At 63.6% G+C, this 20,025-nt stretch carries 21 protein-coding genes and 1 pseudogene; 14 read left to right on the top strand and 8 right to left on the bottom strand.

Features of this window, described 5'->3' with window-relative positions:
• Positions 1-168 precede the first annotated feature (168 nt).
• Positions 169-639 (bottom strand): annotated as a pseudogene (locus tag ACFOYU_RS16730) (IS6 family transposase); the annotation flags it as partial.
• 133 nt (positions 640-772) lie between these two features.
• On the opposite strand from ACFOYU_RS16730, the gene ACFOYU_RS16735 reads away from it, so the two are divergent.
• Both ACFOYU_RS16735 and ACFOYU_RS16740 read left to right on the top strand, forming a co-directional pair.
• On the top strand, positions 773-1,414 hold the full coding sequence (locus ACFOYU_RS16735; RefSeq protein WP_377034473.1) for a hypothetical protein: 642 nt from the start codon (positions 773-775) through the stop codon (positions 1,412-1,414).
• Between the two features lie 71 nt (positions 1,415-1,485).
• Positions 1,486-1,998: an RES family NAD+ phosphorylase gene (locus tag ACFOYU_RS16740; protein WP_377034474.1), complete on the top strand. Its 513-nt coding sequence runs from the start codon at positions 1,486-1,488 to the stop codon at positions 1,996-1,998.
• A 98-nt stretch (positions 1,999-2,096) separates the two neighbouring features.
• On the opposite strand, the gene ACFOYU_RS16745 is transcribed toward ACFOYU_RS16740, so the two are convergent.
• Positions 2,097-2,345, bottom strand: coding sequence for a GcrA family cell cycle regulator (locus ACFOYU_RS16745; RefSeq protein ID WP_377034475.1), 249 nt, complete (start codon positions 2,343-2,345; stop codon positions 2,097-2,099).
• Between the two features lie 190 nt (positions 2,346-2,535).
• Between ACFOYU_RS16745 and ACFOYU_RS16750 the strand changes: the two genes are divergently transcribed.
• A complete protein-coding gene (locus ACFOYU_RS16750) occupies positions 2,536-3,051 on the top strand; it encodes a DoxX family protein (RefSeq protein ID WP_377034476.1) in 516 nt (171 codons plus the stop codon).
• Between the two features lie 48 nt (positions 3,052-3,099).
• On the opposite strand, the gene ACFOYU_RS16755 is transcribed toward ACFOYU_RS16750, so the two are convergent.
• The 5 genes from ACFOYU_RS16755 to ACFOYU_RS16775 form a co-directional block, all read right to left on the bottom strand.
• Positions 3,100-3,228: a hypothetical protein gene (locus ACFOYU_RS16755; RefSeq protein WP_377034477.1), complete on the bottom strand. Its 129-nt coding sequence runs from the start codon at positions 3,226-3,228 to the stop codon at positions 3,100-3,102.
• A gap of 51 nt (positions 3,229-3,279) precedes the next feature.
• Positions 3,280-3,492 (bottom strand): hypothetical protein, encoded by a 213-nt coding sequence (locus ACFOYU_RS16760; RefSeq protein ID WP_377034478.1) that lies wholly within the window; start codon positions 3,490-3,492, stop codon positions 3,280-3,282.
• Positions 3,493-3,777: 285 nt separating this feature from the next.
• Positions 3,778-4,419 (bottom strand): hypothetical protein, encoded by a 642-nt coding sequence (locus ACFOYU_RS16765; protein WP_377034479.1) that lies wholly within the window; start codon positions 4,417-4,419, stop codon positions 3,778-3,780.
• A gap of 22 nt (positions 4,420-4,441) precedes the next feature.
• Positions 4,442-4,801: a hypothetical protein gene (locus ACFOYU_RS16770; RefSeq protein ID WP_377034480.1), complete on the bottom strand. Its 360-nt coding sequence runs from the start codon at positions 4,799-4,801 to the stop codon at positions 4,442-4,444.
• Between the two features lie 602 nt (positions 4,802-5,403).
• Positions 5,404-5,838, bottom strand: a complete 435-nt coding sequence (locus tag ACFOYU_RS16775) for a MucR family transcriptional regulator (protein WP_377034481.1) — start codon at positions 5,836-5,838, stop codon at positions 5,404-5,406.
• Between the two features lie 897 nt (positions 5,839-6,735).
• Here ACFOYU_RS16775 and ACFOYU_RS16780 point away from each other — a divergent pair.
• The 3 genes from ACFOYU_RS16780 to ACFOYU_RS16790 all read left to right on the top strand — a co-directional run bounded on the left by ACFOYU_RS16780 (position 6,736) and on the right by ACFOYU_RS16790 (position 8,414).
• Positions 6,736-7,263, top strand: coding sequence for an antitoxin Xre/MbcA/ParS toxin-binding domain-containing protein (locus ACFOYU_RS16780; protein WP_377034482.1), 528 nt, complete (start codon positions 6,736-6,738; stop codon positions 7,261-7,263).
• On the top strand, positions 7,260-7,931 hold the full coding sequence (locus ACFOYU_RS16785; RefSeq protein WP_377034483.1) for an RES family NAD+ phosphorylase: 672 nt from the start codon (positions 7,260-7,262) through the stop codon (positions 7,929-7,931). The genes ACFOYU_RS16780 and ACFOYU_RS16785 overlap by 4 nt, the downstream gene beginning before the upstream one ends.
• Positions 7,932-8,009: 78 nt before the next feature.
• Positions 8,010-8,414 carry an ester cyclase gene (locus ACFOYU_RS16790; RefSeq protein ID WP_377034484.1) on the top strand — a complete coding sequence of 135 codons (405 nt, stop codon included), beginning with the start codon at positions 8,010-8,012 and terminating at the stop codon, positions 8,412-8,414.
• Here ACFOYU_RS16790 and ACFOYU_RS16795 read toward each other — a convergent pair.
• Positions 8,405-9,118 (bottom strand): glutathione binding-like protein, encoded by a 714-nt coding sequence (locus ACFOYU_RS16795; protein ID WP_377034485.1) that lies wholly within the window; start codon positions 9,116-9,118, stop codon positions 8,405-8,407. The two genes, ACFOYU_RS16790 and ACFOYU_RS16795, sit on opposite strands and share 10 nt — an antisense overlap.
• 286 nt (positions 9,119-9,404) lie before the next feature.
• Between ACFOYU_RS16795 and ACFOYU_RS16800 the strand changes: the two genes are divergently transcribed.
• The 8 genes from ACFOYU_RS16800 to ACFOYU_RS16835 all read left to right on the top strand — a co-directional run bounded on the left by ACFOYU_RS16800 (position 9,405) and on the right by ACFOYU_RS16835 (position 19,902).
• Entirely contained in the window at positions 9,405-10,772 is a 1,368-nt protein-coding gene (locus tag ACFOYU_RS16800) for an ABC transporter substrate-binding protein (RefSeq protein WP_377034486.1), read from the top strand.
• Positions 10,773-10,780: 8 nt separating this feature from the next.
• Entirely contained in the window at positions 10,781-12,673 is a 1,893-nt protein-coding gene (locus tag ACFOYU_RS16805; protein ID WP_377034487.1) for an ATP-binding protein, read from the top strand.
• Positions 12,670-14,019, top strand: a complete 1,350-nt coding sequence (locus tag ACFOYU_RS16810) for a sigma-54-dependent transcriptional regulator (RefSeq protein ID WP_377034488.1) — start codon at positions 12,670-12,672, stop codon at positions 14,017-14,019. Before ACFOYU_RS16805 ends, ACFOYU_RS16810 begins: the two co-directional genes overlap by 4 nt.
• 200 nt (positions 14,020-14,219) lie before the next feature.
• Positions 14,220-15,542, top strand: coding sequence for an ABC transporter substrate-binding protein (locus ACFOYU_RS16815; RefSeq protein ID WP_377034489.1), 1,323 nt, complete (start codon positions 14,220-14,222; stop codon positions 15,540-15,542).
• Between the two features lie 70 nt (positions 15,543-15,612).
• On the top strand, positions 15,613-17,355 hold the full coding sequence (locus ACFOYU_RS16820; protein WP_377034490.1) for an ABC transporter permease: 1,743 nt from the start codon (positions 15,613-15,615) through the stop codon (positions 17,353-17,355).
• A 29-nt stretch (positions 17,356-17,384) separates the two neighbouring features.
• Entirely contained in the window at positions 17,385-18,482 is a 1,098-nt protein-coding gene (locus ACFOYU_RS16825; protein ID WP_377034491.1) for an ABC transporter ATP-binding protein, read from the top strand.
• Between the two features lie 91 nt (positions 18,483-18,573).
• Positions 18,574-19,242 carry a phosphoglycolate phosphatase gene (gene gph / locus ACFOYU_RS16830; protein ID WP_377034492.1) on the top strand — a complete coding sequence of 223 codons (669 nt, stop codon included), beginning with the start codon at positions 18,574-18,576 and terminating at the stop codon, positions 19,240-19,242.
• Positions 19,243-19,272: 30 nt separating this feature from the next.
• Positions 19,273-19,902: a histidine phosphatase family protein gene (locus tag ACFOYU_RS16835; RefSeq protein WP_377034493.1), complete on the top strand. Its 630-nt coding sequence runs from the start codon at positions 19,273-19,275 to the stop codon at positions 19,900-19,902.
• The last annotated feature ends 123 nt before the right edge of the window (positions 19,903-20,025 follow it).

Below are 20,025 nucleotides of genomic sequence, written 5' to 3' on the forward strand. Positions count from 1 at the left end.
CATCCGGGCCCGCGGCATGTGAACGGCCGCATCAGAGGCCGCACACATGTCAGACCCTGACCACGCGCTGCATCAAACCTGAAAATTCTTCTTGCGTCACACGGGGCGTCCACACATGCCGCAAACCCGGAGCAAGGATGAGGAGGGAGCAGGCGCTTCGCCCCGGGCCTATGCGGCGCGCAGGTGAAACTGCTCGGCGAGGGATAGCGGCAATCGGCGGGCATACTTTGCCTGTCCTTTCCGCATCATGTGAACTATCTCGATGCCGCCCAAGATCGTCCGAGCGGACGCCATCGACTTGAACCCGAGCATCGGTCGAATGCGCCGCTTGACGGCGCGATGATCCTGCTCAATGCGATTGTTGAGGTAGGCACTTTGCCGGATCTGGATTGGTTTCAGCTTGCGTCTCGATCGCTCTCGGAGCCGACTTGTCGTATCGCAAGATAGAATGGCTTCTCTGTTCGTCTGGCTGCCGTCGATGACAATCCGCTCGGGCCGTGCATGGCGATTGAGCGCCTTTCGCAGGAATCGCTTGGCCGCTGCCAGGCTGCGTCGCTCGCTGAACCAGAACTCGACCGTATCACCATGGCTATCGATGGCGCGGTAGAGATACGTCCAACGCCCGCGCACCTTGATATACGCCCGGGTCCCATCTTTCAGGTTCGGGAGGAGCCTATGGCTCGCAACACGGACATACAGTTAAAGCGGCGGACACAGGTGCGGCGATACCCGCGGCCAAAGTCGCTCATGCAGTCCTCCGTCCACCCTTAAGATGGTCGGCGATCCGGCGCGTATTTTTTCTGAGATGAAGAACCTGCCGGACGGCGTGTCCGTCGCGTTTATTCCCTCCAGTCCTGCCGTTGAAAAGAAGCTCCAGCGGCTGGGGTCGGGGCGAGTTCAACGCATCCCTGATCTCGTCATAGAGTCCCAAAACCACCGCCCGAGCCGGAAGCGAAGCCGTTCGCGTCCGGCTCCGAAGAAGGCCTCCATTGACGGGTCGGCGTTCGAACCTAGCGCCCGTGCCAAGGCGCTCCTGAAAGGCGTTCAGATTGCACAGGACAATCTAAGGGAATCCGGCGGCGCATACGACTTGGACCAAGTCGGGGTGCTGATGAACGGCATCTCCCGGCAGATGATCGACCGCAAGGTTCGGGAAGGCAGCCTGCTAGCCGTGCCTGGTCCTAGTAACCGGCGGGCATACCCAACCGTCCAGTTTACCCAAGACGGCAAGGTTGTCCCTGGCCTGAAGGCTGTGCGCGATACCCTCCCGACCGCGAACCCGTGGGCGATCCTGAACTTCCTCATTCGTCCCGATCCGCGGTTGAATGGACGTAAGCCTATCGATCTTCTCAAAGCTGGCGAGATCGACCTCGTCGTTGACGCTGCCCGGCAGTTGGGTCAGCAGGGATCGTGAGCGCGCCACTCCCGCCACCGGATCTCGCCCCGAGGGATCCGGTACTCATCACGCTAGAGGCTGGGGAGATTATGCACCGGTTCTTCACGGCGGCATACGACCTGCCTTATTTCGATCGCAGCCGCGATGGCCGCCTCAATGCGCCTGATGGCTCATACGGAGTGCTCTACACCGCGAAAGAAGTTCGAGGCGCCTTGGCCGAAACCTTCCTCAGGGAACCGGGACGCAGTCTAATTCCTTCGGACTTGCTTGCGAGGAAGGCCTACGTCAAGTTCCAGGTTACGCGACCGCTCCTGTTTATCAAGCTCGGTGGGCCAGGGCTCGCACGCCTTGGGGCGACCGCTGAGCTGGTGCATGGTGGTTTGCCCTACGATGTTCCCCAAGCGTGGTCCGCGTCGCTCCACAATCACCCTGTCGAGGCAGACGGCATCGCTTATTATGCGCGCCACGATAACGAAGCACTTTGCTACGCACTCTTCGATAATGGACCTACACCCGTAGAGGAGAAGCAGCGAGTAACCGATCTTGATCAGGACTGGTTCTGGGAGTTCGCTGGACCTTATGGCGTCGGCTTGGCACCATAGCGAATCCTTTCCGGTTAGGCCGAAATTCACGCACTCGGGCAAGTAAACCAGCTTGAACTCCAGTGGAGTTCCGCAAAATGCGGAATGCGGCCAACAAGTCATACGGACTCGAAGACATGCCGGACGAGCCGATGGCTCTTTCCCGGTTGCGGGATATACACGAGCTGGCGATGCCAAGCGCACCAACTCGAGCCCTCCTCGGTCGGCGCGCCACAGCAGACTGCGTTGCGAACGTCCTCGCCCACGATGAACCGGCACTGCCTCGCCCCAAGCTTAAGAAGCCTTGTCCGGTGACAAGAGGATGGCTCCAGAACTCCGGTAGACGTTTGCTCCTTGTCGATCCCCATTTCCTTCCCCTAACGCATTTGCTGTTGAATTGTTGGTTTTAGCGGGCAGCAACACGTCGGCAAGCGCGCGATGAGCGAGGACTTAAACTGCTCTTAACGGCCTCTGCCTCACATCGTGCGCTGTGACGGCACGATTCTTCTGAGCAGCCGCCGTCCCAAATCAGAAGACTGCAGAAGGGAGTGCGGGCCGATGAACATGACGAACGGTATCCTGCTCGCAGGACGGTTGCTGGTCGCGGCGAGCTTTGCCCCACCAGCCGTTGCACACATGTCGAACATCTCGGGCTTCGCAGCTAGGATCTCCGCAAAGAGCATCCCCTATGGCGATATCATGGCGGCCACCATCGCCCTGACGGAAGTGGTCGGTCCGTTAGCTATCGTCATCGGGCTTGCCCCGCGGCTGAGCGCCAGCGCCCTCGTCGCTGCATCGGTGATCGCAACTGGGATCATGCATCGTTTCTGGGAGCTTGAAGGAGCAGCCCGTCAGATGGAGCAGTCGCTGTTCATCGCTCAACTCGGGACCATCGCTGCCCTTCTGCTTTATCTTGTCACCGGCCCTGGCGCCTGGAGTTTGCAGGGCTGGTGGCACGGGAACGCGCCTAAGCGCAAGCCACCCGCCAAGAAGAGGGCATCGCGCCCGCGCACGTCACGACCGGGACCTTCTCGCCCCTCGCCTGCAGATGAAGAATTGGCTGACGCACGATAAACCAGGGAAACTGCGGTGACAGCAAGGCGGCTCATCTCGCCGAGCAGATTACCGGTCTTCAAGGTTGCAGGCGTGCCGGACGCCGTCGAACGTCTTGAAGCCGACGTTGGTCAGATCAATCATGCGAAAGGCCCCGGTCAGGTGCATGACGCCGTTCGGCACGCCGGTGACGACCAAGGCAATGATCGATGCGGAACTCTTGAGCGGTGGGTCCGGCCGTTGGAAGGATCAGCCTCTACCTGCAGGCTTCTTCCACGGCACATACGTGACATAGGCCGGGCTGATGAACAGCAGGGTCAGCGTCTTCTGAACCGAAATCCGCATCTCCAGCTGTTCGCCCGTGGCAGCATCGTAGTCGAGCACGCCGCTTTGGCCCGACTGGTCCTGGCGGGTCTCTGCCCACATGAGCTCGTTGCTGATCTGGCCTGCCGTATGGACCACAACCTACCCGCCGATCCTGTGCGTCGTGGGGGTGTTCCATGACACCTGCCTCTCCCTCCCGCTCGCCTTCGATCTCGACATCGCCGACACCGGCAGCCCGTCCGCGGATGCCCGGCCCGCACCCCGTGAGAACCCCGGTGAATGTAAGGCGCCGGCTCGCCTGGACCGGAATGAGCTCGATCAGGCGCAGGGCGTCCTCGCGCGCACACGTCGGACCTGGCGCAGTGAGCCGGTCCAGAAGGGCATGGGCTTCAAGCCGTGCCTCCAGGCTGAGATCCTGTTTCGTCATGGCTTCGCTCCCGCGGTCTCAGGGGAACTCCCCTCCTCTGCCGAGGCAGGGAATGTTGATGGCTCAGGCGCCACGGGCTTCCCAGCCGGAACGACCAGGATGCTGTCTTCGCCCAACACGAGCCTGACCACAGAGGCTCTCTTCGTCTTGGCCTTGCTCACCTTGCGGTCGAGATCACTCCAGTTTACGCCATCCTCCGTCGCGTAGGGGCCATTCGGCGGGTCCATGCAGGATCCGGGCATCAATGCCCCCGCCTCGAGGTGCAATCCATACTCTGCCACCCACTCCTGAAGATGCCGGTGATGATCACGGGCGAGTTCCCCAGCAGTATTGGAGCGCAGGCAGAAGGCGCGGTCGACGTATGTCAGGACGGCGGCGGAAAAGCCGGCATCGAGCAGCAGCTTGAGGCACTCGATGTAAAGCCGGTCAGGATCGCTCTCGGTGCGGGCGAGCTGTCCGATCTCGTCACTGGCGAGATCCGTCGTCAGCACGAATGTGGTGCCGGCGATCGAAATGTCTTCACCCAGGTGATTGCGGATAGTACCTCTTTGCCAAGCTTCCTCAAGCTGCGCGAGGACCTGTGGATCTGCCTTCTCGATGGCTGTGAGCACGACGAGCGATCCGGGATGGGCTTTCACGCGGTCGACCAGGGTCGTGGCCTTACTGGCTATGGAGGTCGATCTGAAGAGGAAGAGGTCCTGCCCCCCAGCCCAATTCCATGTTGAATGCGGCGGCAGGGGCTGGAAGCACTTCCGCAAGGCACCCGGCAATTATGAGGTGAGCATTGTCTTGATTGGGCCCTGCCAGCAGGAAAACGCCGCCCGGCCAATCGGCTGGACGCGATGTGGTGCGCCGCACGAATTCTCGCGCGATGGCATTGGCCACGGCATCTTGCGCGATGAGCGCGAATCTGATCGCGCTCGCGAATTCCTGCTCGGTGAGGGTGGGTGAATGAGAAGTCGTCACAATATTGATCTCCGTAAGATTGCTTGAGAAGGGCGGCGGCGTGTCCTTGCGCACCTGCCCGCTTGGGAATGATGGGCTCGGCCCAGCCACGTCGTTTCTGCCACTGGACCGCATGATGGAATGTCCTCTCTGGGATTTGACCGGGCGCTTCCTTCGCCAGACTTTTCTGGTGCTAGCTCAGGCCCTGGCTCAGGCGTCTCGTGTCTTGGATCGAGAGCCTTGATCCCCTGAAGGTCACGGGACTGCGCTCTCCCAGGCCATCGAGCAGCCATCGGTTGCGGCCTGCTCGGAGTGGCAAGGATCAGACGCGCCTGGGCCAAACCGCTCAGGGTTTCGGCGGCGCTGGCTCAGGCAGCAGATCGAGTATGGAGTTGGTCGGCAAGACGGGCCGGATTGGCGTGTGCCGGGGCCCAGTTTCGCCTGAGTGCCGCGGCGCCCCCGCACGAATGCGGGACAGTGCGACGTGATCACTAGCAATGGCGGGTCCGTTGCCGCCGTCGTTTCCTGCGGCAGGATGAAGGGCCACAGCAGTCGCGACCAGCGCCAACGCACGACCTCGTTTGGCGCCACCGGTTATTCTGGCGGCCGTCCCCAGGGGAATGACAGGACCCCAGACCTACAGGAGAGTGCAGGGTCCCGTGCCTCACGGGAAGCTCTCAATCCCGCCGCTTGCGTGGCCGGCCCCTGAAGCGGCGTTTGCAGGCCGGCTCTTGGGCGGCAAAGCCGCGCCGCGCCTTCTCGTCGTCGGCCATCATCGGATAGTCCTCCGGCAGACCCCACTTCTGGCGGTACTCGTGGGGGGTGAGGCCCAGATCGCGCAGGTGGGTATACAGCTGCCGATAGGCGCAGCCGTCCTCCAGGGAGATGATGACGTCGCGCCAAACGCCAGGATAGCGATTCCCCATTGGCTTTGGCTCATCGACTGGGGGACCGGAATTGGACGGCGATGGCGCGGTGATGCCATCGACGATATCGTGCAGGCGCTCGTCCCAGCCTGGGGTGACAGGATGACCCTCACGCGGCAGGGTGAGGGCAAAGATGACGGCTTGGCGAACGATCTCGCCGACGCTGTAGGTCTTGCAAGTAGACACAATAACCTCATTTCCAATGCAGGGCCTCCCTTGGGAGGCGAGTGAAACAAAATAACCGCAACAGCCTTTGGCCAAGCGGTGGCATAGATGATTGCTCGCCTCAGGGCGAGCACCAGCAGGCCCTGTCCATCCGACAGGGGTATCTCCCTTTCTGGTTTTGCGATTGAATTGATTGGTTGGCTTAGAGCATCGGGGCGCTGGCACAGGCCAGCGGCCGCATCAGCGGCATGCAGGAGCATTCGGCCCGCCGCAGGATCCCGCGGGGCAGACGCGATACTGCGTCGTGGGCACCTGCCTAGCGCCCACTCTTCGGAACTGTTCACAGCTCCTGTCCTATCCTGGACTTGGTCTCAGATCGATCTGTTGACTCTTGTCGCGCGATGCGCACTTTTCGGGATTTTCGTTATTCCTCCTTTCATCCAACTCTCTCTCCTCACCCAAACCGCTCATCTCGTCGGATGCGCCATGGGATTCCGCATGCAGGCTGTAAATCGGCATCGAGTACGGCCCCTTGGGCCGTCTGCCGTTACGCACATGATGTTGCTAGCGAACTCTTAGCATCAGCGGGGTCATCGTCGGCTTCCTGTTGCTCACTGAATACGAGCAGGTCCGGTCCGTCGTGGCTGCCCTCGCCAGCGATCTTGCTGCGGCGGACGGCATCCATCTTGTCTTGCCGGAGACCGACGTGTGCTCAACAAACCTTCCGGTTGGTAGGGCGACGGCCTCGTCGGGCTGCGGCGGCGGCCCCGCTCCGGCTCAGGTCGATGCCGAGGCTAAGGCGAATGGCAATCGAAATGCTATATACTATCGTTGCATCGATTGGGATGAACTTCCGTGCCGAGATTGCATTATGTCCTGAAAGAGATATAGTCTATATTTGGACACACAGGTAGCGTCATGGCACAGCCCCTCAAAAACCAAACGGATGCTGCATCACAGGATCTCCCTCACCTGGAGCAATCGCGCTTTGAGCCAGCCAATCGCAGACGCCTGAGCGCTCCCGGTATGCGTACCTTCCTGGCTATAGCCGACCTATGGGGTCTGACCGAGCAGGAGCGCCTCCGGATTCTCGGGTACCCGCCGCGTTCGACCTACCACAAGTGGGCCAAACAGGCCCGTGAACATGTCGAGTTCACCCTAGACGTCGATGTTCTGACCCGGATCTCGGCATTCCTCGGGATCTACCAAGCGCTGCGAATCCTTTTCGCAACGGAACAGGAGGGCTTGTCATGGCTCCGTGGTCCTCACCAGGCGACGGTGTTCGGAGGTCACCCGCCGATCGAACTCATGATTGACGGCACCCAGGACAGTCTCCTGACCGTACGGCGATTCCTCGATGCAGCCCGCGGTGGCCTCTACATGGAGCCCAATGAGGTAGACCGAAACTTCATCCCCTATGACGATAAGGATATCCACTTCTCGTGACCAACGTCGCTGAAGCACCTTATCCGACTTATCGCCTGATCCCGTCCCAGTTTCCGCCCATTGGCCTGTTCGACACGGTTGCAACGCCTGCCGATCTATCGGCGGTCATGGACTTGGTCGGGTGGACCAATGACCGGCTGGTGGCCAGCCGCATCGCCCGCCTTCCTCCACAGGAATGGGTTTATGGCCGACCGAACGCAAGTATCGTGATGGCGGCGTTCCTGCATGTCAGTCCCACAGGCATGCGGTTCAACTCGCCCGACCTCGGGGCCTGGTATGCTGCCAGCGAAATCGAAACGGCGGTAGCCGAGGTCGGACATCACCTCCGACGCGAGGCTGTGGCACGAAGCGTTCCGGAACTAACACGGGTCTATCGAAGCTATTCAGCGCGACTGCATGGTATCTACATGGACATTCGCGGCCAACAGGCCGAGCGCGCCGATGTTTATGCGCCTGATCGCTACGAGGCCTCGCAACAATTGGGAGAAGCGATCCGTCGTGCAGGTGAGGCCGGCATCATCTACGATAGTTTGCGGCGGCGGGGAGGAACCAACATCGTTGCGCATCGGCCCACGAATATTCGCGATGTAACGCAGGCTGATCATTTCGAGATACGCGTTCTGGCTGTTGGACGTCGAATTGACGTGCGGAAACTCACCGCTCCTTAGACGGAAAAATCATCGAGCCAAGAGGTTGGCCTACGCTGCGTAGCCTCAACTCTCTATTAGCCACCTTTGTCTACTCACATGACCAAAGAGACAAACACGACCAGCGCCGATCTCGGGTCAATTTACCGAGCCTACCTCGACTGCCTGAACGCGCAGGACTGGTCGCGTCTGGGCGAGTTCGTGCATGACGAGGTAAGCCGTAACGACCGCCCGTTCGGCCTAGCAGGGTATCGGGCAATGCTGGAGAATGACTTCCTGCAAATACCCGATCTCCGGTTCAACGCGGAGTTGGTAGTTTGCGAGCCACCGACAATTGCCGCCCGCCTCAAATTCGAATGCACGCCAAAGGGCAGCTTTCTCGATCTTCCGGTCAATCGCCGCACTGAGTCGTATGCGGAAAACGTCTTCTACGAGTTCGAGGCAGGTAGGATAAAAAAGGTCTGGTCGGTGATCGACAAGACGGCAATCGAGGCTCAGCTTTGATGAGCAGAACAAGTGTCGTCCCGCCATCTCGGCCAGCAGGATGACATCCAGTTCAAACGTCTCACTAAATGGACGTGCGCCTCGATATAGGCCTCGAAGGCGAGGCGCTTCTCGATCAGGCCCGTCATCAGGCCCCATTGCAGATGGCTGGCGAGGAGGACATCGGCGGCCGTGAAGCGGTCGCCTGCCACATAGGTCCGGCCGTCCAGCCAGGCGGAGAGCGTATCGAGCACGCGCGGGTAGGATCCGTAGCCAAAGCGCATTTCCAGATCAGGAGTGGGATCCCAGCGCGGGCAGGATCCATCCCCGTCGAGGCAAATGGGATAAGTCCTCTGAGGGTCAGCCCCATGCCGGCTCTCGAGGCGTACCTCGTGCTCCCAGGGACCATTGAGGTCGTACTCATAGCGGAAACGGGTTCCTTGGCGGAGGCGAAGCTCGGACAGTGCAACATCCGGAGACCGGGCCGCCGACTCCATAGGGCTGAACTGTTTGGCCCGGAGCATGAACTGGAACAGGTGGATGCCCTCCCAGCCCATCACGACTTGGATGACACCGTGCAGCTCCCGCAGCGTTAGGCCGTCTGGCACCTGAACTCGCCGCCAGATCATGGGGCTGAGCCCGATCAGCCAGACCTTGAACTGCAGGATCTTCGGAGTTGGAGAAGGATCAGGAGACTTGGATTCGGATGGGGTGCGTTTCGGCAAATGAGGGTATCCCGCAGCATTGTTTCGTTGGGCTTGAAACGTTGTGCAGCCAACCCGTTACAAATCTGCCCCACACTTCCTCATGCTCTCCAGATGGGCACCTCACGGGAGATGATCGTTCCTGACGGAGAAGACCCTCAACGAAGCTATCGAAGAGATGGCTAATATGATCGGCCCGACCTTTCCAATCTCACGCAATGATCAGCGTCAGGGCTTAAAGAATGACTTGATCGTCTCGTCTGCCTCAGGCCTATGATGCGTCTATCCCTGGACGCTGCATCTGTTCATGCTTCGCACCTTCTTCATTTGTCTTGCTGCATTGCTTGCTCAGGCAGTCCGAGTCGAGACTGCCGCCGCGGCTGAAAAGGTGCGCGTCCTCACGTCGTTCCCGCCGCAGCTCCTCGAGCCGTTCCAGAGCTCGTTCGGGAGGCGCCATCCCGGGATCTCCATCGAATTCGTGCAGCGCAAGACCACGACGGCGGTGGCCGACATCGTCGGCGAGAGGCACAGGGCCGATATCTTCTGGGCCTCGGCGCCGGATGCTTTCGAGATCCTGAAGCGGGCGGGCCGACTGGCGGTATCGAAGCCCCGCCCCACGGGAGCGCCGGAGCTCATCGCCGGTTATCCGGTGAACGATCCGGACCTGACCTATCTCGGCTTCGCGCTATCGGGCTACGGCTTCGTGTACAATCCCGACTATCTCAAGGCGAGAGGATTGCCGGTGCCCAGGGGGTGGAGCGACCTCGCGGCGCCCATCTATGCAGGGCACATCGGCATCAGCTCCCCGTCGCGGTCGGGCACGATGCACCTCATGGTCGAGGCCATTCTCCAGGTCCACGGGTGGGACCGCGGGTGGGGCATCTGGTCCGAGATCGGCGGCAATCTCGCGACCGTGACGGCTCGCAGCTTCGGCGTCTCGGCCGGGGTCGCTCGTGGGCGCTTTGGGCTCGGCCCAACTATCGACTTCTTGGCGAACCCGGAGGGAATGCCGAAGGGGTCGACCCGCTTCGCCCTTCCGGAGGAGACGCTGTTCGTGCCCGCCAGCATCGCGATCCTAGCCGATGCGGCCAACCGGGGCGGCGCCGAACTGTTCGTCGATTTCGTGTTGTCCCCCGAGGGGCAGGCCCTGTTGCTGGGTCCGGCGGTCGCGCGGCTGCCGATCTCTCCCGCCGTCTATCCGGCCGGCGGCACGGCGGAGGGCAATCCGTTCCAGCGCGATGGCCTGTTCGCCAGGGGCCTATTCGACGCGGGCCTCTCGGCCGCCCGCTACGAGCTGGTCAACATCATCTTCGACGAGATGATCACCATCCGGAGATCCGAGCTGGTACGGATGTGGCGATCTGTGCGTGCGCTGGAAACCGCCTTGTCGGAGCGCACCGACGCGGATCTGGCAAGGCTGGTGAGCGATGCGCGCGGCGCCCTGACCCGGCCGCCCCTGAGCGGCGCGGAGGCCATGGAGCTGGAGCGCTGGCGCGCCCTCGTGCGGGTACGGCGCGGGGTCCCCACGCCCGAGCCCCAGGCCCGGCTCGAGGCCCGCATCAAGGCGCGGATAGACGAGAACATGCAAACAGCCGCACGCGCTCTGGCCGATGCGGCCGCAGGATTGGGCAATCCGGATCGAGACGCGCATGGCCCCGAGGCCGTGCGGCCATGATCCGGCAGATGCGGCTCGGCATTGGCGGACGCCTCATCGTCGCCTTTCTCGGAGTGGGCGGGCTCGCGGTCGGCGCCTGCATCGTGGGGTGGCTGTCCTATGCCCGCCTCAGCGAGGAGCTGAATTCCGTCGCGACGGCGCATCTCCCGGCTCTCGCCTTCTCGGCCCGCCTCGCGGAAGCCGGCGCGAGCGTGATCGCAAGCACGCCCGATCTCGCGGTCGCGGAGCGCCGCGAAGCCTACGACCGCATTCGCCAGATCCTCGTCGAACGCCTCTCCGTGCTCCGGTCCGTCCTCACCGAGCGTAACGACGAGCACTCGCTATCGCCCGAGCTTCTCTTGGTGACGGACGGGATCGAAGCCAACCTCAAGGCCATCGACCGGGTCGCCGACCGGCGCTTTCCCCTGCATGAGCGTTCGCGGGAGATCGGCGAGGAGCTGCGATGGCTGCAAGCCGATCTGATCGAGGAGATCGAGCCGCTCATTGATGACGCGCGGTTCAATATGGAATCGGCCATCGGCAGGGTCGCGCCGGGCGAGGCGGCCGAGGCCGGGCGCAGGACGCTGCTGGAGGAAAGCCGCAAGAGCGAAGCGCTCCTGACCATCAATGCCCATGCCAACTTGATCGTGGGTCTGCTGGGTCGGCTCGGAACCGTTCCGACGGTCGAGGATCTACAAGAGACGAGCAACTTCCTCGGCGAGATGACGGATCAGCTCGACCTGGAGACCAAGGCGCTTGCCAATTGGACCGACACGATCACCATCAGCCAAATCGCGGCGCGCCTGCTGGCCGCCTCCGATCCAGCATCGGGCCTCGCGGCCGTGAAGCGGGCCGAGCTCAAAGCCATCGCGGACGCGCAGGCGCTTCTCGCCGAAAACCGGCGCCTCGTCACCCACCTCGGTGTGCTTGTATCGCAGGAGGTCAGCCGCACGGAAGCCATCGCGCGCAAGGCGGCGGAGCGCTCCGCCGACGCCATCGTGATCGGGCGCAATCTCCTCCTGGCCATCGCCGTCGCGTCCCTCGCCATCACGATCGCGGTGGGCTGGTTCTACGTCCGCAGGAATCTCGTCGTGCGGCTCCAGGGGCTGACGCTTGCGGCGACGACCATCGCGAGCGGCCCCACAATGCCCGTCCTGCCGCCTCCCACCGACGACGAGCTCGGCGATCTCGCCAAGGCGCTCGCCGTCTTCAGGCAGACGCGGGACGACCTGGTCCAAGCCGCCAAGCTTGCGGCGCTCGGCCAAATGGCCGCTGGCATCAGCCACGAGCTCAATCAGCCCCTCGCGGCGATCCGCTCGCATGCCTACAATGGCACCGTGCTGCTCCAGCGCGGGCGTCCAGAGGAGGCGAGGGCGAGCCTGGACCGGATTCAAGGCCTGACGGCCCGGATGGCGGAACTGATCAAGCATCTCAAGCGCTTCGCCCGTCGCCCTGCCGCGGCCCTCAACGCGGTCGATCTCCGGGCCGTCGTCGAAGGGGGCTTAAGCCTATTCGAGCAGCGTCTAGACGAAGAGAAGGTCACGGTGCGGATGGGCTTTCCGGATGCTCCCCTGGCGGTCCTGGCCGAGGAGGTCAGGCTGGAGCAGGTGATCGTCAACCTGATCTCGAACGCGCTCGACGCAGTCGAGGGACAGGCCGAGCGGCGCATCGAGATCCGCGCCGAAGCCGAAAAGGGCCGCGTCCGCCTGGCCGTGGCAGACAACGGATCGGGCATCGCTGAGCAGCATCGCGGCGCCATCTTCGACCCGTTCTTCACCACCAAACCCGCCGGCCTGGGGCTCGGACTCGGCCTGTCGATGTCGTACAACATCGTGAAGGATTTCGGAGGAGACTTGATCTTGGCAACGACAGGACCGACGGGAACGACGTTCGTGATCAATCTGGCGGCGAGCCGGTCATGAGTGCAGAGCCGATGGTCGTCCTGGTGGACGACGATCAGGAAGTGCTTGACGCCTATCGGCAGACGCTGGAACTCGATGGGTTCGACGTCACCGCATGCGCCTCCGCCACGGTCGGGCTCGACATCCTGTCGCCCGTTCTACCGGCTGTCGTCGTGAGCGACGTCCGCATGCCCGGGCTCGACGGCTTCGACCTTCTCGATGCGGTTCGCGCGATCGATTCCGAAATCCCGGTCGTCCTCGTGACCGGCCATGGCGACGTGCCGATGGCTATCAGAGCCGTTCGGGCCGGCGCCTGGGACTTCATCGAGAAGCCGGCCGATCCCGTGAGGCTCGTCGAGACGGTGAGGCGCGCCTTCGCACATCGTAGCCTCATTCTCGAAAACCGGACCCTCAGGGCAGGGGCCGCCGACCAGGATTCCATCACCAGCCGGCTCGTGGGCCGCTCCGCCGCCATCGAGCGGCTGCGGCGCATCCTTCGTACTCTGGCGGAGGCCGAGGCCGACGTGCTCCTCCTCGGAGAGACAGGCACCGGCAAGGAGGTCGCCGCCCGCGCGCTCCACGATTTCGGGCGTCGGCGGAAGGGGCGGTTCGTGGCGGTCAATTGTGGCGCGATGCCGGAGACCATGATCGAGAGCGAGCTCTTCGGTCACGAGCCCGGCGCCTTCACCGGGGCTCGCGAGCGGCGGATCGGCAAGATCGAGCATGCGAGCGGCGGCACCCTCTTTCTCGACGAGATCGAGTCCATGCCCATGACGGCGCAGATCCGGCTGCTGCGGGTGCTTCAGGAGCGAACCATCGAGCGGCTCGGGTCGAACAAGGAGATTCCCGTCAATATCCGGGTCATCGCCGCCACCAAGGCGGATCTCACCGAACTCGCCGGGAGGGGCGCGTTCCGCGAGGATCTGGTCTATCGGCTGAACGTCGTCACGGTCCGCCTCCCGCCGCTTCGTGAGCGGCGGGAGGACGTGCCGGTGCTCTTCAGCCATTTCCTCCACCTCACGGCCGCCCGCCAGGCGAGGGCGGCGCCCGCGCTCGAACCGTCTTTCCTGGAAAGGCTCCAGCAGCAGGAATGGCCTGGCAACGTGCGCGAGCTGCGCAATGCGGCCGAGCGGTATCTCCTCGGCCTCGACGAGGACGAGCCGCCCCAAGCGGAGCCGAGCCTCCCTGGCGCCCCGACCCTCGAACGGCAGATGGAAATCGCCGAACGTCGCGTCATCGAGGAAACCCTCGCGCGCTTCGGCGGGCGCGTCAGCACCACCGCCGAGGCGCTCGGAATCACCCGCAAGACCCTCTACCTGAAGATGAAGAAATACGATCTTGGCCGCACGGGAGAGATAGAGACCTGATGTTACGCATCTGACCCATGGGGGCGGGGAGGGTTACCGTCCTTTCCCCGGACGGCCGCCCGTTCGGGCGTTGCGTTTGAGAATCCCACCTCGAAACAATCGCGAAGTCTCGCGGTCAAGCTTGGCACGATTGTTGCATGAGGCTTTTCGGCCGCCTTCACGCGGACCCAAGCCAAGAGCCATCCAGTTGGAGGAAACTGATGCTTCGCAATTCTGTCGCTGCAGCGGCATTGATCGGCACAGCCCTGTTCGCGGGCGCCGCCTTCGCCCAGTCCGGCAAGGTCACCGTCGTGACCTCGTTTTCCAAGGACGTGACCGACCCGTTCAAGCAGGCCTTCGAAAAGGCGCATCCGGGCGTGACCCTCGACGTGCAGAACCGCAACACCAACGCGGGCGTGAAGTTCGTCGAGGAGACGAAGGCCAATAACCAGGTCGATGTCTTCTGGGCCTCGGCTCCGGACGCCTTCGAGGTTCTTAAGGGCAAGAGCCTGCTCCAGAAGTACAAGCCGAAGGCCGAGGGCATTCCGGACAAGATCGGTTCCTATCCGATCAACGACCCCGAGAATTTCTATTCCGGCTTCGCGGCCTCGGGCTACGGCATCATGTGGAACGACCGCTACGCCAAGGCGAACAAGCTGCCAGAGCCGAAGGACTGGCAGGACCTCGCCAAGCCCGTCTATTTTGACCACGTCGCCATGGCGGCGCCCTCGCGCTCCGGCACGACGCACCTCACCATCGAGACGATCCTGCAGGGCGAGGGCTGGGAGAAGGGCTGGCGCACACTGAAGGAAGTATCCGGCAACTTCCGCCAGATCACGGAGCGTTCCTTCGGTGTGCCCGAGGCGGTCAATTCGGGACAGGTCGGCTTCGGTATCGTGATCGACTTCTTTGCCTTCTCGTCCCAGGCCTCGGGCTTCCCGGTGAAGTTCGTATACCCCACTGTCACGACCATCGTGCCGGCGAACGTCGCGGTCGTCGCCAACGCACCCAACAAGGCTGGGGCCGAGGCCTTCGTCGACTACCTCGTCTCTCCCGCCGGTCAGGAGGTTCTGCTCGAGCCGAGCATCCGCCGTCTGCCGGTGAATCCGGCGGTCTACGCCAAGGCTCCGGCGAATTACCCGAACCCGTTCAAGGATCCGTCCCTGGGGGCGCGAGTGAAGTTCGACGTGGACGTGTCCGAGAAGCGCACGAACGTGGTGGACGTCCTCTACGACCAGACCGTGACGTTCCAACTCGACGCGCTCAAGGCCGCCACCAAGGCCATCCATGACGCCGAGGCCGCGATCGCCAAGAACGACAACGCCGAGGCCAAAGCCCTGGTGAAGGAGGCCCGCGACCTCGTGGCCGCCATGCCGGTCACCGAGCAGCAGGCCTCCTCGCCCGAGATCGTCGGCGCCTTCACGGGCGGCAAGGAGAAGGGCGCGCGCCAGGCCGAGCTCGAGCAGCAATGGGCGGCCATCGCCAAGGAACGCTACCAGCAGGCCCAGGCCAAGGCTGAGCAGGCCCTGAAGCTCGCACGCTGATCGTTCCGGCGGGCGGCTTGCACCGGCAAGCCGCCCGCAAAGGCAATTTTCGGATTTTAGGAGAGCGTCCATGGCTGGCGCCACGACCGCCGCACGAGCGCATGCGCCGTCCGGGTCTTCCAGGCATATCTTGAAACTGTCGGCAACGCCAGGGCAGATCGCCCTCGCGCTCGCGATCGCCGTCTTCCTCACCCTGTTCCTCATCATTCCTGTCGGGACGGTGATCTTCGTCGCCTTCACGGAGAAGGGGACGGGCGAATTCACCCTGGTCAACTTCCTCGATTTCGCCCGGACGGACCTGTTCATCCGCTCGTTCTGGAATTCGGTCTACGTGTCCGCGATGGCGGTGGTCGTCGCATCGGTCTTCGCGCTCCCGCTCGCCTACATCACCACCCGGTTTGAATTCCGCGGCGCCATGCTAGTCCAGACGCTGGGCTTCCTGCCGCTGATCATGCCGCCCTTCGTCGGCGCGGTCGCGATGCTTCTCCTGTTCGGCCGCAACGGCACGGTGAACTTGCTTCTCGACGATTGGTTCGGCATCAAGCTCCCCTTCATGGAAGGGCTGAACGGGGTCATCTTCGTTCAGGCCGTGCATTACTTCCCCTTCATCCTGATCAATCTCTCGGCCGCCCTGCGCAACATCGACAGGGCCATGGAGGAGGCGGCGCAGAATCTCGGCAGCTCTGGGTTCCGGCTGTTCCGCCGCATCGTGTTCCCGCTCGCCATGCCGGGCTATATCGCCGGCGCGTCGCTCGTCTTCGTCAAGGTCTTCGACGATCTCGCGACGCCGCTGCTCCTGAACGTCAAGGATATGCTTGCGCCGCAGGCCTATCTGCGCGTCACTTCCATCGGCATCGCCGACCCCATGGGGTATGTGATCTCCGTCGTACTGATCTGCATGTCGATCCTGGCCATGTGGATCTCCGCGCGCGCCATGCGTGGAAAAGATTATGCCACGGTGCAGCGGGGCGGCGGCGGTCTGGCGAAGCGCAAAATGCGCCCCTGGGAGAGCGCACTCGCCTATGCGGCCGTGCTGCTCATCCTGCTGCTGGTGCTGGCGCCTCATATCGGGCTGCTGCTGCTCTCCTTCGCGACCATCTGGTCCTTCAGCCCGCTGCCCGACGGCTTCACCCTGGCCCACTACGGCCGCGTGTTCGGCGAGAGCTTCGTGTACGTCAAGAACACCCTTGTCTATGCCTCCATCGCGGGCCTGATCGACGTGGTTCTTGGCACGGCCATCGCCTATCTGGTGCTGAGGACGAAGCTCATCGGCCGCGAGTGGCTCGACTGGGCCGCGACCGCGGCCCTGGCGATTCCGGGCGTCGTGCTCGGCATCGGATATCTGCGGACCTTCTACGGCGTGCAGCTTCCCGACGGCACGCCACTCGCCACCCTGTGGATCACGATCGTGCTGGCGCTGGCGATCCGGCGCCTGCCCTATGCCCTGCGCGCCTGCTACGCGGCCCTGCAGCAGATCTCGGTCTCGCTTGAGGAAGCTGCGGAGAATCTCGGCGCCACCAAGATGCGCACGGTGCGGCGCGTGGTGCTGCCCCTCATGGCGGGCGGCATCCTGGCGGGCTTTGTGACGAGCTTCGCGACCGCCGCCGTGGAGCTCTCCGCGACGCTGATGCTCGTCCAGTCGAACGCGGACGCGCCTCTCGCCTACGGCCTCTACGTGTTCATGCAGTCCGCGGCCGGGCGCGGTCCGGGGGCGGCGCTGGGCGTCATCGCCGTGCTGCTCGTCGCGCTGTGCACCTTCGCGTCCCATCTGATCATCGAGAAAAGCCAGAAGGCAAAAGCGGCCGGGCGCTGATCGCGTCCGCGCCCGAGGAAATGACACCCATGAACCAGCCTTGTCCCATTCCCGATCTCAGAGCAAACGCCGTCGCTGTCGACATCCGCAACGTCGATCTGTCCTACGGCGCCAACCATGTTCTCAAAGGCATCAACCTGCACATCCGGCCCGGCGAGTTCTTCGCCTTCCTCGGCCCGTCCGGGTGCGGAAAGACGACGCTGCTGCGCCTCATCGCCGGGTTCAACCAAACCGATGGCGGCGAGGTCTTGGTCGGCGGCCGAGACGTGTCGCATCTGCCGCCCTGGAAGCGCGACGTAGGCATGGTGTTCCAGTCCTACGCCCTGTGGCCGCACATGACGGTGAAGCGCAACGTCGCCTTCGGCCTCGAGGAGCGTAAGGTCCCGCGGGCGGAGATCGACCGGCGGGTTGCGGCCGCCCTGGAACTCGTCGGGCTGGCGCATCTCGCCGACCGGCGCCCGTCGCAACTCTCAGGGGGTCAGCAGCAGCGCGTCGCGGTGGCCCGCACCATCGCTATCGAGCCGAAGGTGCTGCTCCTCGACGAGCCCTTGTCGAACCTGGACGCAAAGATGCGCGTGCAGGTGCGGCGGGAACTGCGCGATCTGCAGCAGCGGCTGGGCCTGACGACGATCTTCGTCACGCACGATCAGGAGGAGGCCAACACGATCTGCGACCGGATCGCCGTCATGAACGACGGTATCGTGCAGCAGGTCGGCACGCCCATGGAACTCTACGAGAAGCCTGCCAATCTGTTCGTGGCGGGCTTTCTCGGCACGGCGAACATCCTGCCGGGCCGCGTGGTGCGCGAGGGAGGCGAGCGCTTCTTCGACATCTACGGCGGGGTGCGCTTGCCGATTCCGGCGCAGGTGGTCGTGCCGGAAGGAGCCAAGCTCGTCTTCCGGCCGCAGCACGCGTCCCTGGGCAGGACAGGAGCGGGCGACGTCCTGCTGCCGGGCACGGTCGTGCATAGCGAGTTCCTCGGCTCCACCCTGCGCTACGGGGTGAAGATCGGTGCCGCGGAGGTCTCCATCGACACGCCTTTCCACTCGGGCGAGTCGCTCCACCAGCCGGGCTCCGCCTTGGAGATCGGCCTCTCCCTGCGCTCGGCGCTCTGGCTGTCCGCCTGAGGCGCCACGTCGCACAAGCCCGCGCTCGGGCGGAAGAGAAGGCATCCCTTCTGCCGTTGTCACCCCCTTCAGCAAGCGTTAGTAGGACCGCATGTCGTCCCTGAAAGCCATCATCTTCGACCTGGACGGAACCCTCGTGGACAGCGCGCGCGACCTCAGGGACGCGGTGAACGTCCTCCTCGCGGAGGAGGACCTCCGGCAGATCGACCTCGAGGAGACAAAGTCCATGATTGGCGACGGGGCGGCCAAACTCGTGGAGCGGGCCCTCTCGGCCACGGGAGGAGACCTGTCGCGCCTTCCTGCGCTCGTCGCCCGCTTCCTCGAAATCTACGAGGCCAATGCGTCCCATCACACCGAGGCCTATTCGGGCGTCGTGGAGACGCTGGCGGGCCTGCGTGGTCTCGGGCTTCCGCTGGCTGTCGTCACCAACAAACCCTACGCGGCCACCATCGACATCCTACAGGCGCTCGGGCTGCGGGCCTATTTCGACGCGGTCGTCGGGGGCGACACCCTTCCCGAGCGCAAGCCGCACCCGGCCCCGATCCTCGCGGCGCTGAAGCATCTGGGCGTGGCGCCCGAGTCGGCGCTCATGGTCGGCGACAACTACCACGACGTGCAGGCGGCCCGGGCGGCCGGCGTGCGCGCCTTCGCGGTCACCTACGGCTACAGCCACAAGCCTCACGCGGAACTCGGCGCGGACCTCCTGATCGACACGATGTCCGAGTTGCTGCCCATCGTGGCGAACGCCGCAGCCGCGTGAGCATCTGACTTCAGTCTGGAGACCTAGACCGTGAGATTGATCCTTGTGCGTCACGGCGAGACCGTGTGGAACGCGGAACGCCGCCTGCAGGGGCATGCGGACGCTCCGCTGTCACCGCGTGGCATTGAGCAGGCGCGGCAAGCCGCGAGGTTCTTCGCGGCTGGTCCCGCCCCGGGCCACGTTGTGTCCTCGGATCTCACCCGGGCGCGCCACACGGCGGAGCTTCTCGGCTTCGCCGGCTTCGCGACCGACGAGCGCCTGCGCGAGATGGATCTCGGCGACTGGACGGGCAAGTGGATCGAGCAGATTGAGGCATCAGAGGAGGGCGCCTATCGCGACTGGCGGCTCGGGTCCTACACGCCGCAGCGCGGAGAAGGGTGGGGGCAGTTCCGCGAGCGCGTCGGTGTAGCGATCGGCGAAGCCGTCGACCGGTCGGACGGCGACGTGGTCGTGGTCGCCCACGAGGGCGTGGTCAGGGCCGCCTGCGACGTGCTGGTCGGCTTGGCCCCATCGAGCCTTTCGCCCGTCGCGCCGGCGGCCATCACGATCTTCGACGTCAGTCACTCGGCGCAGTCGCACAGCGCGCGCCTTGTGGCATTCAATATTACTCCGTCGTCGGACGACTTGAGAACGTCCGGTCTGGATCATGCCCCCGTCTAGCTGTGAGATCTGAGGAGGTTGTTCATCCCGTCTGAGGGCCTGAAGGTGGTCGTTGCGACACGATTACCGATGGACCTGAGAGATGAACAACCCGCATCAGAATGCCCGCACGACCCGCTTGGG

The sequence above is a fragment of the Microvirga sp. GCM10011540 genome, from assembly GCF_042650665.1.
GTDB classification, from domain to species: Bacteria; Pseudomonadota; Alphaproteobacteria; order Rhizobiales; family Beijerinckiaceae; genus Microvirga; species Microvirga lenta.